This window comes from Kitasatospora sp. NPDC058162 (genome assembly GCF_042884005.1).
GTDB lineage: Bacteria > Actinomycetota > Actinomycetes > Streptomycetales > Streptomycetaceae > Kitasatospora.
In genome coordinates this window covers 143,566-156,492 of record NZ_JBHVUS010000007.1, presented here as the reverse complement: position 1 = coordinate 156,492, position 12,927 = coordinate 143,566, and the positions used below count along the sequence as shown (strand labels likewise).

General features: G+C 72.7%; 9 protein-coding genes. 4 read left to right on the top strand and 5 right to left on the bottom strand.

Annotated features, from left to right (window positions below; translation table 11 throughout):
• Positions 1–13: 13 nt before the first annotated feature.
• Genes ACFVXG_RS16415 through ACFVXG_RS16395 form a run of 5 tightly spaced genes read right to left on the bottom strand, consistent with a single transcriptional unit; the run spans position 14 to position 7,325 of the window.
• On the bottom strand, positions 14–808 hold the full coding sequence (locus ACFVXG_RS16415) for a thioesterase II family protein (protein ID WP_387928084.1): 795 nt from the start codon (positions 806–808) through the stop codon (positions 14–16).
• A 39-nt stretch (positions 809–847) separates the two neighbouring features.
• Entirely contained in the window at positions 848–1,249 is a 402-nt protein-coding gene (locus tag ACFVXG_RS16410; protein WP_387928082.1) for a nuclear transport factor 2 family protein, read from the bottom strand.
• Between the two features lie 12 nt (positions 1,250–1,261).
• The gene (locus ACFVXG_RS16405) at positions 1,262–4,372 is read right to left on the bottom strand and encodes an amino acid adenylation domain-containing protein (RefSeq protein ID WP_387928080.1); all 3,111 of its coding nucleotides are present in this window, start codon (positions 4,370–4,372) and stop codon (positions 1,262–1,264) included.
• Complete coding sequence (locus ACFVXG_RS16400; RefSeq protein WP_387928078.1) at positions 4,369–5,607, bottom strand: cytochrome P450; 1,239 nt, start codon at positions 5,605–5,607, stop codon at positions 4,369–4,371. Before ACFVXG_RS16400 ends, ACFVXG_RS16405 begins: the two co-directional genes overlap by 4 nt.
• Positions 5,604–7,325, bottom strand: a complete 1,722-nt coding sequence (locus tag ACFVXG_RS16395; RefSeq protein WP_387928077.1) for a non-ribosomal peptide synthetase — start codon at positions 7,323–7,325, stop codon at positions 5,604–5,606. The genes ACFVXG_RS16400 and ACFVXG_RS16395 overlap by 4 nt, the downstream gene beginning before the upstream one ends.
• A 717-nt stretch (positions 7,326–8,042) precedes the next feature.
• On the opposite strand from ACFVXG_RS16395, the gene ACFVXG_RS16390 reads away from it, so the two are divergent.
• The 4 genes from ACFVXG_RS16390 to ACFVXG_RS16375 all read left to right on the top strand — a co-directional run bounded on the left by ACFVXG_RS16390 (position 8,043) and on the right by ACFVXG_RS16375 (position 12,908).
• Entirely contained in the window at positions 8,043–8,645 is a 603-nt protein-coding gene (locus ACFVXG_RS16390; RefSeq protein WP_387928076.1) for a methyltransferase family protein, read from the top strand.
• Between the two features lie 55 nt (positions 8,646–8,700).
• Positions 8,701–9,339: an HAD family hydrolase gene (locus ACFVXG_RS16385; RefSeq protein WP_387928074.1), complete on the top strand. Its 639-nt coding sequence runs from the start codon at positions 8,701–8,703 to the stop codon at positions 9,337–9,339.
• 171 nt (positions 9,340–9,510) lie between these two features.
• A complete protein-coding gene (locus ACFVXG_RS16380) occupies positions 9,511–10,215 on the top strand; it encodes a VIT family protein (RefSeq protein WP_387928073.1) in 705 nt (234 codons plus the stop codon).
• A 155-nt stretch (positions 10,216–10,370) separates the two neighbouring features.
• Positions 10,371–12,908 carry an ATP-dependent Clp protease ATP-binding subunit gene (locus ACFVXG_RS16375; RefSeq protein WP_387928420.1) on the top strand — a complete coding sequence of 846 codons (2,538 nt, stop codon included), beginning with the start codon at positions 10,371–10,373 and terminating at the stop codon, positions 12,906–12,908.
• Positions 12,909–12,927: the final 19 nt, after the last annotated feature.

Here is a 12,927-nt window from a genome sequence, read left to right as displayed (position 1 = left end):
ACTGCATGGCTAGTCACCCAACGTTGGAGTACGGAAGTCGGCCGGCCGCGAGTGCGGTCGGTTCGGCCAGCCGCTGCCGCACCAGGTCGACGACTGCGGCCTGGTGTGCGGTGAGGTAGAAGTGGCCGCCGGAGAGGACCCGGAGGTCGAAGGGGCCGACGGTGTGCCGGGCCCAGGCAGCGGCCTGGTCGAGGTCGACCCGGGGGTCGCTGTCGCCCGTCAGCACCTGGACCGGGCAGCGAAGTGGCGGGCGCTGCCGGGGGCGGTAGGTCTCCACCGCCTCGTAGTCGCTGCGGATCGCGGGCAGCACCATCCGCAGCATGCCGGGGGTGGTGAGCAGTTCGGTGTCGGTGCCGCCCATCGCGCCCAGCTCGGCCACCAGGCCCTCGTCGGTCAGGGTGTGCACGCTCTCCAAGCCGTGCGGACAGGACGGGGCCCGCCGACCGGAGGCGAACAGCACCTCCACCGCGCCGCCGCGGTCCTCGACGCGGCACGCGACCTCGTAGGCGAGCATGGCGCCCATGCTGTGCCCGAAGAGGGCGAGCGGACGGCCGTCCGTCTCGGCCTCCAGGGCCTCGGCGATGCGGTCGGCCATGGCGTGCAGATCGGTCAGGCCGGCTTCGTGGTACCGCTCCTGGCGGCCGGGGTACTGGACGGTCAGCACCTCGGCACTCGTGGAGAGCGCCTGCGAGAAGGGGAAGTAGAAGCTCGCGGAGCCGCCCGCATGGGGCAGGCAGACGAGCCTGGTCGGGGCGTGCGGTGCCGGATGGAAGCGGCGCAGCCAACGCCGCACGGCGGAGGAGCTCATGAGGCCACGGGCCTTTCGATCAGCGGTCGTGCCCCCGGCTCAGACGAGCGGGGCGAAGAAGAACGTGTCGCGCCGGCTGAACCGGCCGTCCGCGTCCAGCCGGAAGAAGTCCGCGAAGCGCAGGCTGGTCTCCCGGTCGTCGTGGAGCACTCCGTTGAACTCGCCGTGCACGGCGACGCTGTCACCGGACTCCACGGTGGTGGTGACGGTGTGCCGGCCCTCCCGGATCACCCGCCGCGTCCGGTAGAAGTCGGTCAACTGCGCTCTGCCGACCAGGGGTTCGTAGCCCGGCCGGTGGTACTCGGCGTCGTCCGCGAAGAGTTCGACGAGGTCCTGCACCTGTCCGGAGTCGACGAGCTCGTAGTACGTGCGGACGGCGCGCAGGTGCGCGGAGGCCGGCTCGGTCGACGCCTGCGGCGGCGCCAAGGGCTGCGTCTGCATGGTGGATCCCCCTCAGGTGCGGTCTGCGGTTTCGCCGAGCGCGGTGTGCAGCTCGGCCAGGAGGGCCTCGGCCCGGGACGCCGTGATGCCGTCGGCGCGCCACAGGAGGACGAGGTCCCAGGAGCCGTCCGGGGACGGGAAGGCCTCCAGCATCAGCTCGATGTCGGTGCTCGGCGGGCGCACCCGCACGGCCTCGACGGCGACCCCGCCCCCGAGGGCGCGGTGCGGGGGCTGCCCCTGGAGGACGACCCAGGCCTGGAACCAGGGGTGCCGGTCCCGGGGCGGTGCGAAGGCGCGCACCAGCTCGTCGAAGGGCGTGTGGGTGTGCCGCAGGTGCGTCACCACGCGGGTGGCCGCCTGGTCCAGGAGGCCCGCGGTGTCGGCGTCGCGGACCCCGGTCAGCGGAACGGCGAACGGGTTGACGAAGTAACCGACCACCGGCTCCAGCGCCGGGTCGAAGCGGCCCGCGGTCACCGAGCCGAGGGTGAGGTCGTCGGTGTCGAAGGTGCGGGCCATCGCCCGGGCCGCGCCGGCGAGCAGGGCCGCGAGGGTCGGGCCGCCGTGCCGGGCGGCTGCCCGTTCGAGTCCCCGCACGGTCGACGCGTCGACCTTGAGGACCCGTTCGAGCCGGGGTACCGGACCGCTGGACGTACGGGCGGGCACGGGCAGGAAGGGCCCCGGCGCACCGGCCAGCCGCTCCTCCCAGAAGGACAGGTCGCGGGCTGCCCAGTCGGCCAGCCGGGTCGCCTCCCAGGTGCTGAACTCCCCGTACGTCAGGGCCGGTTCAGCCTGGTGCGGCACCTCGGCCAACCGCGCGCCGTAGGCCCGTGCCAGCTCGTCCATGAACACCGACTCCGACCAGCCGTCGAAGGCGATGTGGTGCACGTGGAGGCAGAGCAGGTGCCGGTCGTCCGCGATCCGGCACAGCCTCACCCGCAGCGGCACCTCGTCCTCCAGCGAGAACGGCGACGTCCACCAGTCGGCGGTGGCCTTCTCCGTGAACTCCTGTGCGTTCACGGCTCCTTCGGGGGCCTCGACGCGCTCCAGGGCGACGGCCGCGTCCCGGGGTGCGAGCACCCGCTGCACGGGCGCGTCGTCCAGCCAGGGATAGACGGTGCGCAGCGCCGGGTGGACCTCGACCACGTCGCCGAGCGCCGCTTCCAGCAGCTCGGGCCGCAGCGGGCCGGTCAGCGCGTAGGCGAGCACGATCATGTTGTCGGCGCTGCCCGGGGAGGTCATCTCCGCCAGCCAGAACCGCTGTTGGGCGTGCGACAGGGGCGCGTCGGCGGCGCCCTGCCCGCCGGGCGGCGGCAGTTCCTCCGCCGGGGCGGCCGCCTGCGCGCAGTGCTCGGCGATGGCCTCCGGGGTGCGGAGCCGGTAGACGTCCGAGGCGGTGAGCCGGGCACCGAACCGGGCGCCCGCCCGGGCTGCCAGGCGGATCACGTCGAGCGAGCTCGCGCCCGCGAGCACGAGGTCGTCCCGCTCGGCGAGGTCGGGGCGGCCGAGCAGCGCGCGGATGTCGTCGAGGAGCGGCGAACCGCCCTCGGCTTCCTGGGCCTGGAGGGGCGCCGGACCGGCCGCTTCGCGTAGCAGCGCCTCGGCCGCCTTGCGGTCCGCCTTCCCGTTCACGTTCAGCGGCAGCTGGGCGGTGTGGCGCAGCAGCGTCGGCACCATCGCGTCGAGCAGGTTGCGCGCCGCGTACTGCTTCAACTCCTGTTCATCCAGGGCCAGTTTGTCGGCCGTCGTGTAGAGCGCGGCAAGCTGGACGCGGCCGGGCGCGGTCTCCAGCGGCAGCACGCAGCAGCCGGTGACCGCGGGGTGGTCCTCCAGGACGGCCTCGACCTCGCCGGCCTCGATCCGGACGCCCCGGATCTTGAACTGGTGGTCGGCCCGCCCTCGGTAGCGCAGCAGCCCTTCGGTGTCGAGCACCGCGAGGTCGCCGGTGCGGTAGTAGCGCGTGCCGTCCTCGGTGTAGAACCGGCGCGCGGTCTCCTCGGGGTTGCCCGCGTACCCGAGGGCCACTCCGTCGCCGCCCACCGCGATCTCCCCGGTCTCGCCGGGTGCGGCGGGCCGTCCCTCGGCGTCGAGCAGGACCACCGTGGTGCGGGGGATCGGCCGGCCGATCGGGATCTCCGTGCTGCCGTCCGCCACGTCGGCCGGGCGGATCACGTGGTTGGTGGCGAAGATGGTGCCCTCCGCCGGGCCGTACCCGTTGACCATGTGCAGCCCGGGGAACCCGGTCAGCACCCGGCGGGCGTGGGCCACCGACACCCGCTCCCCGCCGACGAGCAACAGGCGTAGCCCGCCGAAGAGTTCGAGGCGCTCCTCGGCCATCACGTTGAACAGCGAGCTGGTGAGCCAGAGGCTGTTGACGCCCTGCCGCACGGCCCGGTCCAGCGCCTCGGCGTCCAGGGCCGGGACCGTCCGGTCGAGCAGCACGCAGCGGCCGCCGTTGAGCAGCGGCGCCCACAGCTCCAGGGAGAGTCCGTCCCAGGGCAGCGGGGCCGCCTGGAGGAAGACCGTGTCCCGGTCGAGCGGGATGGTCGGGCAGTCGACGAGGGTGCGGACCGTTCCCCGGTGCGGGGACAGCACGCCCTTGGGCGCTCCGGTGGAGCCGGAGGTGTAGAAGACGCTGGCCGCCCGGGTGCCGTCGGTGAGCGGCTCGGGGACCGGGACGGTGCGCCCCAGGCTCAGCAGGGAGTCGAGGGTGACGGCCGGCACCTGTCCGACGACCGGCCCGCCCGGCCGGTCGGTGATGAACAGCGCCGTGCCGGTGCCGCGCACGGTGTCCTCGACCCGGCCCTGCGGCCACTGCGGGTCGACCGCCACGTAGGCGGCGCCGGCCCGGAGCACGCCGAGCAGGGCGGTCACCAGCTCCGGGGAGCGCGGTATGCGCACCGCGACGTGGCCGTCCGGTCCGACGCCGAGGTGGCGCAGCGCGGCTGCCACCAGCTCGGCCCGCTCGGTGAGTTCGGCGTAGCCGACGGTCCGGTCGCCCTGCTGGAGGGCGACGGCGTCCGGCCTGAGCCGGGCGTGGTGGGCCACCACCTGCTCGATGCGCTCACCGAGGGCGTAGGGGGCAGAGGTGTTCAGGACGGCGGTGTTCACGACGGGCGCGCTCATGAGACGACTTCCACGGGGAGCCGGGTGATGCCGAGCAGGAAGTTCGAGCGCAGTCGGCGCACCTCGCCGGCGAGCCGGAAGGTGAGGCCGGATTCCGTCATCCGATCGAAGAGCAGCGAGAGTTCGGCCTGGGCGATCGGGGCGCCGATGCAGCGGTGCAGGCCCGAGCCGTAGGTCAGGTGGCGGTTGGGCGTGCGGGTGATGTCGAAGAGGTGCGGGTCCTGGAACTTGGTCTCGTCCCGGTTCGCCGAGTAGTTCCACAGCGTGACGGACTCACCCGCCTTGATCTCGACCCCACCGCGCACGACATCGCGCTTGGCGACGCGCTGCACATAGGCGTTGGTCGAGCTCCAGCGCAGCATCTCCTCGACGGCGGTCCCGGTCAGCTCCGGCGTCTCGCGCAGCCGCCGGTACTGCTCGGGGTGGTCCATCAGCGCGAGCAGGCCGGTGCACGCGGTGTACGAGGACGTCTCGTTGCCGCCGACCGCGACGTTCATGCAGTTGAAGAAGATCTCCTCCTCGGTCAGCCGGCGTCCGTTGACCTCCGAGGTCAGCAGCGCGCTGACCAGGTCGTCGCCGGGGTTGCGGCGGCGCTCGGCGACGATGTCGGCGAAGAACTCGAACACCTCGGCCTGCAGCCAGGCCAGCCGCAGCCGGGCGTCGCCGCCGGTGTCCACGAAGATCTCGTCCCGGTAGCCGACCATCCGCCGGGTCAGCCCGATGAGGTGCTGGGCCTGCTCGTGGTCGACGCCCATGATCACCATCAGGGCGCCGGCCGGGAGTTCGGGCGCGATGTCGGTGGAGAAGTCGCAGCCGCCGTCCGCCCGGGTCCGCTCCAGTGCCCGTCCGACCAGCTCGGCGACCTGCGCCGCGACGCGCTTGGCGATCGTGGCGGACATCGACGGGTGGATGACCTGCTTGAGCATCCGGTGCCGCGGCAGGTCCGTGGTGACCAGCATCCGGCCGGCCGAGGTGTCGTCCTCGCTGTGCAGGGAGCCGCCGACGATCGCGCCGCGCCCGGAGCTGAAGGTCTCGTGGTCGCGGTAGGCCCACAGCACGTCGTCGTAGGTGGTCAGGGCCCAGAACCGGCTGCCGTCGGCACCCTCGTTCCAGTAGATCGGCTGCTCGGCCCGCAGGGTGGCGAAGGCGGCCGTGTGGTCGCCGCGCACGAACAGGTCGACGTCGGTCAGGTCGATGCCGGCGGTCTGCGGCTTGTTCTCGGTCCGCACGCTCATGCCGTGGCTCCTTCCCGGGTCGCGTCGATGGCCGCGGCGAGGTTCTTCAGGACGGTGTTGTCGAGCAGGACGGGGTACCCGAGCGAGACGCCGAGTTCCCGGTTGATCCGGTGGTTCATCCGGAAGGCGAGCAGCGAGTGGCCGCCCAGACCGAAGAAGTCCTCGTCCCGGCTGACGCGTTCGGTGCCGAGCAGGCTCTCCCAGAGCCCGACGAGGTACTGCTCGGTCTCGGTCTGCGGACCGGCGTACGCCTCCTCGCGCGCCTGGTGCTTGGCGAGCACCGCGCGCAGCGCGTCCAGGTCGCGCTTGCCGTGCGCGGTCGCCGGGACGCGGTCCTGGGTGATGAACTGGCTGGGCACCATGAAGTCCGGCAGGTCCCGCTCGGCGCGCTCGCGCAGCTCCTTGACGCCGAGGCCGTCGTCGAGCACCACGAAGGCGACCAGCCGCCGGTCGTTGCCCTCGCCGGCCGGGAGGACCACGGCCTCCTGCACCTCGGGGTAGCGGCGCAGGCCCCGCTCGACCTCACCCGGCTCGACCCGGTAGCCGCGGATCTTCACCTGGTTGTCGGCGCGGCCGACGAACACCAGCACGCCGTCCTCGCGCTCCCGCACCAGGTCGCCGGTGCGGTAGAAGCGCCCGGTGCCGTTCTCGCCCGGCAGGTCCAGGAACCGCTCGTCGGTGAGGTCCGGGCGGTCCTGGTAGCCACGGGCCACACCGGGGCCGCTGACGAACAGTTCGCCGGTCTCGCCGGCGGTCACCGGCTCCAGCTCCGGGGACAGCACCCGCAGCTCCACCCCGTCCAGCGGGCGGCCGATCGGGATCACGTCGGACTGGGCGTCCTCGGCGGTCACCCGGTGCGCGGTGCAGGCGGTGGTGATCTCGGCGGGGCCGTAGAGGTTGTACAGGCTGCCCTTGAACCGCCCGTCCAGCAGAGCGCGGCAGGCCGACGGCAGCAGCACGTCGCCGCCCGCCTGCAGCAGGCGCAGCGAGGCGAAGGCGTCCCGGTCCTCGCGGACCACGTGGTTGATCACCATGGTCGGCACGAGCATCGCGGTGATGCCGTACTTCTTCATCTGCCGCTGGAAGTCCGCGGCGAGCAGGTCCGGCACCGGCGGCAGCACGACCGCCTGGGCGCCGTGGGCGAAGGTGCTCCAGATCTCGAAGTGGAAGGCGTCGAAGGAGACGCTGGAGACCTGGCCCGTGCGGTCCTCGGGCGTCAGCGCGGCCATGCCCGGATTGCAGGCGAAGGAGACGATGTTGCGGTGCTCCAGGACGATCGCCTTCGGCTCGCCGGTGGAGCCGGAGGTGAACAGCACGCTGGCCGCGCTGCCGGGCGCCACGACGCCCCGGTCCACGGCCCCGGCGAACCCGGCGCGGTCGGCCACGCAGACCACGTCCGCCGGGATCGCGCCGAGCCGCTCCTCCCAGCCGGACTCGGTGAGGACGACCTTGGCGCCACTGCTGGTCAGCATGAGGTCACGGCGGCCGTCCGGGTAGCGCGAGTCCACGGCCACGTACGCCGCACCCGACTTGAGGACGCCGAGCACCGAGACGAAGAGGTCCGCGGACCGGCTCATGTACAGGCCGACCCGGTCCTCCGCGCCCACCCCGCGGCTCCTGAGCAACGCGCTGACGGCATCGGACTCCTGGTCCAGCTGCGCATAGGTCAGAGTGCGTGCGTCATCGCTGACGGCCGGCCGGTCCGGATGGCGCTCCACCGACCGCTGAAAGAGCTCCGTGAGCGTTTCGACGAATTCCCGACTTGTCACTGCTTTCCTCCCATGGCTCCGTGCGTTTCGACACCCACCACACCCGCGAAAACGGGAGCCTTGTGCCGCGAATAGCGGACATCGAATTCCCACGAAGTACGACGCTGATTTTCCGGCGTGCCGCGCATTCGTTCCGGCACGGGCCAATGATCAGAACCGTAACGGGCTCCGCAATGCCCGTCGATGGCTTTCGGGGTCGACCAGAAGCCATGTCCATCAACAGCCAAACCCCCGCTTTGTCTCAGAATTTGAGACCAAGCGGGGGGCATACAGCAGCAATCGCGGACATATCGGACTTCCCTTCGAAGCTCCGGGCACATCACCGCCCACCCGGGCGGAGATCGTCCGCCAGGCCGACCCAGAGGCCACCTGGGATTAGTCGCGTCGGATATTCGGCAAATTCGGTCGCCACCCGCCCATGAGCAGCTGTTCCCGGTCCGCACGCCCCCCCGATCCAGGAAGTTTTCCCGGCGCGCCGCGCGCCGCGCGCCGCCTCCTGCTGCGTCGGTCCTGCGGCCCACGGGATGACGTCGCGCAACGGGGCATCAGCGTTTCGGGGCGGGGCGGCTCCACCTGCGGGTGGAGGGTGGGGGGTCCACCCGGGGGTGGTGGTGGGGTGGCGGGGCGGCGGCGGAGCCTTGGGGGATGGGAGCTCTGCAGTCGGCAATGGGTGTGTTGACCGGGACGTGCGTGGCGATCTTCTGCGTGGCCTGGGTCGCGGGTGTCGTCTACTTCGCTGTGGTGGGGAGGTCCGGGTTCCGGGGGTGGCTGGGCGGGTTGCGCCGGTCGTTGCTGCGGCGGGTGCTGTTGGCGGTCGGGGTGTACGTGGTGCTGGGGCTGGTGGACCGGACCCAGGGGTTCTGGCGGCAGTTGCGCTACTGGCAGCCGGAACTGGCCGCGGCGGGTGGGGTGTTGGTGGTGGCGTCGACCGGGCTGCTGTTGTGGGCGCGGTGGGTGCTGGGCACGATGTGGGCGAGTGTGCCCGCCGTTCAGGAGCGGCACGAGCTGCGGACCGACGGTCCGTACGGGCTGGTGCGGCACCCCATCTACACCGGTCTGCTGGGGCTGATCGGCGGGGGGATGCTGGCGTGCGGGTTCGGGGTGTGGATCGCCTATCTGATCGTCGTCGTTCCCTGGCTGCTGCTGAGGGTGCGGGCCGAGGACGGCATGATGGCCGGCCTGTTCGGGGCGGAGTACGAGGGCTACCGGGCCCGTGTTCCGGCGCTGGTCCCGCGCGGGTGGTCCCGTTCGGGCTCGACCGGGCGCTGACGGGATGCGGGACCCGGGTGGCGGGGGCGGTGATCCTGCGTGGTAGGAGAAGTGGGTGACGAACAGGGCGTTTGATGCGGTGCTGTGCGATGTGGACGGCGTGATCCGGTTCTTCGACGGGGCCGGGGTGGCGGCGTTGGAGCGGGCGGCGGGGGTGGGGGAGGGGAGTACGGCGGCGGTCGGGTTCGCGCCGGAGAACGACCTGCCGCTGTTGCTGGGGCGGATCGGCCGGGCGGAGTGGGTGGAGTCGATCGCGCGCGGGCTGGCCGGCCGGGTGCCGGAGGACGCGGCCCGGGGGTTGGCGGAGGCGTTCGCGAACTCGCCGTTCTGGGCGGACGAGGTCGTGGTGGAGCTGCTGCGGCGGGTGCGGGAGCACTGCCGGGTGGTGCTGGTGACCAATGCGACGGTGTGGCTGGACGAGGACCTGGCGCGGTTGGGGCTGACGGACCTGGCGGACGAGGTGGTGAACAGTTCCCGGGTGGGCAGCGCCAAGCCGGACCGGCGGATCTACGAGATCGCCGCCGAGCGGGCCGGGGCGAGGCCGGAGCGGTGCCTGTTCGTCGACGACCGGCGGGAGAACGTGGACGCGGCGGTGGCGCTGGGGATGACCGGGGTGCTCTACGGGGGGCCGGAGGACCTGCGGCGGGCGCTGGCACCGGTGTTGGGCCGGCCGGACCCTGGCGGGTGGTCCTGACCTGCTCAGGGTGCTGCGCCGATCGGGTGAGCCGTACGCGCTGACGGCCGACGTCCGATGTCCGGTGGCGGCCGACGTCCGGTGGCGGGTGGCGAGTGGCCGGTGGCGGGGCCGGAGGCGGCGGGCGAGGATCGGGGGGACCGTACGGACCCCTGAGAGCGGTGGGCGCGGATGGCGGAGCAGGCGGGGGAGACCCGGGCGGAGCTGTCGGCGCGGTTGAACTGGCTGCGGGCGGCGGTGCTCGGCGCCAACGACGGCGTGGTCTCGACGGCCGGGATCGTCACCGGCGTGGCGGGCGCGGCCGGGTCCCGCACCGCGCTGCTCGCGGCGGGGGTGGCCGGGCTGCTGGCGGGGGCGATGTCGATGGCGGCCGGCGAGTACGTCTCGGTCAGCACCCAACGGGACACCGAGCGGGCCGCGTTGGCGAAGGAACGGCGTGAGCTGGCCGAGGACCCGGAGGGGGAGCTCGACGAACTGACCGACTACTACCGGGACAGCGGGCTGACCGACGGCCTGGCCCGGGAGGTGGCCACGGCGCTGACCGCCCGGGACGCGCTGGCGGCCCACGCGCAGACCGAACTCGGCATCGACCCCGAGGCGTTGACCAACCCCTGGGAGGCGGCGCTGGCCAGCGCGGCCGCGTTCACGCTGGGCGCGCTGGTACCGCTGCTGGCGGTGATGCTGCCGCCGGAGTCGTGGCGGCTGGGGGTGACGGCGGCCGCGGTGGTGCTGGCGCTGACGGTCTCGGGCTGGACGAGCGCCCGGCTCGGCGGGGCGGGGCCGGGGCGGGCGGTGGCGCGCAACGTGGCGGGCGGGCTGCTGGCGATGGCGGTGACGTACAGCGGCGGGGTGCTGCTGGACCGCCTCACCGGCTGACGTGCTCGACGGCGGGTCGGCTCGACGGCGGGTTGGCTCGACGGCGGGTTGGCCGACCGGCCGGTGCCCCGGGCCGGGGCTGCTCGACGGGCGGGCGGACGCGCCCTGTGTTTGTGTGGCTGCAAACCGCTTGGGAGAGGTGAACCGCCGTGACCATGCCCCCGTTCGGATCGAACGACCCGTTCTCCGACCTGCTCAGCCGGTTCTTCGGGATGAGTCCGCTGGCCTCCCCGCCCGCGGTGCAGCGGGTGCCGATCGGGCGGTTGCTCAGCGAGTCCTCCCAGGAGCTGCTGGGGCTCGCCGCGCAGCGCGCGGCCGAGGACGGCAGCAGCGACCTGGACACCGCGCACCTCGCCTGGGCGGCCACCCGGGTGGAGCCCTCGCGGCGGATGCTGGAGCGCGCGGGCATCGACCCGGACCGGCTCTCCGGTGACCTGGAGTACGCGTTGCCGGCGGGCAACCCCGAGTCGCTGGACGGACAGCCCGCGCTGACCCCCTCGGCCAAGCGCGCGCTGCTCGCCGCGCACGCCCGCTCGCAGGCGGTCGGTGCCTCGTACATCGGCCCTGAGCACATCCTCGGCGCGCTGCTGGAGCAGGAGCGGTCCGGTGCGGGGACGGCGCTGCGCAACGCGGCGCCCTCGCAGGAGGCGTTGAAGTCGGTGCTGGACGGGCGCGGCACCGGCGGCGAGCGCAGCAGTACGGGCGTGCACCCGAGCGGGACGCCGACCCTGGACGAGTACGGGCAGGACCTCACCGAGGCGGCGCGCGCGGGCCGGCTGGACCCGGTGGTGGGGCGGGCCGAGGAGATCGAGCAGACCGTGGAGATCCTCTCCCGGCGGACCAAGAACAACCCGGTGCTGATCGGCGAGCCGGGCGTCGGCAAGACCGCGATCGTCGAGGGCCTGGCCCAGCGGATCGTCTCCGGGGACGTGCCGCAGAGCCTGCGGGACAAGCGGGTGGTCACCCTGGACCTGACCGCGCTGGTGGCCGGCTCCAAGTACCGGGGCGAGTTCGAGGAGCGCCTGAAGAGCGTGATCGACGAGGTCACCGCCGCCGAGAAGAGCGTCATCCTGTTCCTGGACGAGCTGCACACCGTGGTCGGCGCGGGCGGTGGCGGCGAAGGGTCGATGGACGCCGGCAACATCCTCAAACCGGCGCTGGCACGCGGCGAGTTGAGCGTGGTCGGCGCGACCACCCTGGACGAGTACCGCAAGCACGTGGAGAAGGACGCCGCGCTGGAGCGCCGCTTCCAGCCGGTGCTGGTGCCGGAGCCGAGCGTCGAGGAGACGGTCGAGATCCTCCAGGGGCTGCGCGACGCGTACGAGGCGCACCACCAGGTGCGGTTCAGCGACGAGGCGCTGGACGCGGCGGCGACGCTCTCCGACCGGTACGTCAGCGACCGCTTCCTGCCCGACAAGGCGATCGACCTGCTCGACCAGGCCGGTGCCCGGGTGCGGCTGCGCAGCCTCAGCGGCTCCAGCGCGGCGACCTCGGTGCAGGACCGGATCACCAAGTTGAAGCGGGAGTTGGACGAGGCCGTCGCGGACGAGGAGTTCGTGCGGGCCGCCAACCTCAAGTCCGAGCTGCGGCGGACCGAGGACGAGCTGGCGGCGATCGCCGAGTCCCGCGAGGAGGTCGTCGACGTGACCGCCGACGACATCGCGCAGGTGCTGTCCTCCCGCACCGGCATCCCGGTCGCGGAGCTGAACGCGACCGAGAAGGAGCGGCTGCTCAAGCTGGAGGACCACCTGCACGAGAAGGTGATCGGCCAGGACGAGGCGGTCACCGCCGTCGCCCAGGCGGTGCGCCGCGGTCGCGCCGGGATGGGCGACCCGGACCGTCCGACCGGCTCGTTCCTCTTCCTCGGCCCGACCGGCGTCGGCAAGACCGAGCTGGCCAAGGCCCTGGCGGCGCTGCTGTTCGGCGACCCGGACCGGATGATCCGCTTCGACATGAGCGAGTTCCAGGAGAAGCACACCGTCTCCCGGCTGGTCGGCTCCCCGCCCGGCTACGTCGGCTACGAGGAGGCGGGGCAGCTGACCGAGGCGGTCCGGCGCAAGCCGTACAGCGTGCTGCTCTTCGACGAGGTGGAGAAGGCGCACCCGGACGTCTTCAACCTGCTGCTCCAGGTGTTGGACGACGGGCGGCTGACCGACTCCCAGGGGCGTACGGTCGACTTCCGCAACACCGTGGTGATCATGACCAGCAACCTCGGCTCGCAACGGATCCTGGACCACTCCGGGAACGTCGACGAGATCAGGGACGACCTGATGCGGGACCTGCGACAGCAGTTCCGGCCGGAGTTCCTCAACCGGATCGACGAGGTGATCGTCTTCCACGCGCTCACCCGGAAGGACCTGCTGTCGGTGGTCGACCTGCTGCTGGAGCGCAGCCGGCGGCGGCTGCGGGCCCAGGACGTGCGGCTGGAGGTCACCGAGGCGGCCAAGGAGTACCTGGTCAACCGCGGTTACCAGCCGGAGTTCGGGGCCCGGCCGCTGCGCCGGACGATCCAGTCGGAGCTGGACAACCGGATCTCCAACCTGCTGCTGGACGGGACGGTCCGGGAGGGGGACACGCTGGTCGCGGACGTCGACGACGGCGAGCTGGCGGTGACGCTGGCGCGGCCGGAGGCGTCGGCGACCTTCGCGGAGGCGGAGGAGAAGGCGCAGGCGGGGGCTCGGGCGGAGGAGTAGGTGGTAATCGCAGGCTCGG

Bases quoted from the DNA above. Each gene is read 5' to 3' on its own strand.
- ACFVXG_RS16400 (WP_387928078.1), bottom strand. From the start codon at position 5,607: ATGAGCGTGCGGACCGAGAACAAGCCGCAGACCGCCGGCATCGACCTG.
- ACFVXG_RS16390 (WP_387928076.1), top strand. From the start codon at position 8,043: ATGGGTGTGTTGACCGGGACGTGCGTGGCGATCTTCTGCGTGGCCTGG.
- ACFVXG_RS16410 (WP_387928082.1), bottom strand. From the start codon at position 1,249: ATGCAGACGCAGCCCTTGGCGCCGCCGCAGGCGTCGACCGAGCCGGCC.
- ACFVXG_RS16405 (WP_387928080.1), bottom strand. From the start codon at position 4,372: ATGAGCGCGCCCGTCGTGAACACCGCCGTCCTGAACACCTCTGCCCCC.
- ACFVXG_RS16415 (WP_387928084.1), bottom strand. From the start codon at position 808: ATGAGCTCCTCCGCCGTGCGGCGTTGGCTGCGCCGCTTCCATCCGGCA.
- ACFVXG_RS16375 (WP_387928420.1), top strand. From the start codon at position 10,371: ATGCCCCCGTTCGGATCGAACGACCCGTTCTCCGACCTGCTCAGCCGG.
- ACFVXG_RS16380 (WP_387928073.1), top strand. From the start codon at position 9,511: ATGGCGGAGCAGGCGGGGGAGACCCGGGCGGAGCTGTCGGCGCGGTTG.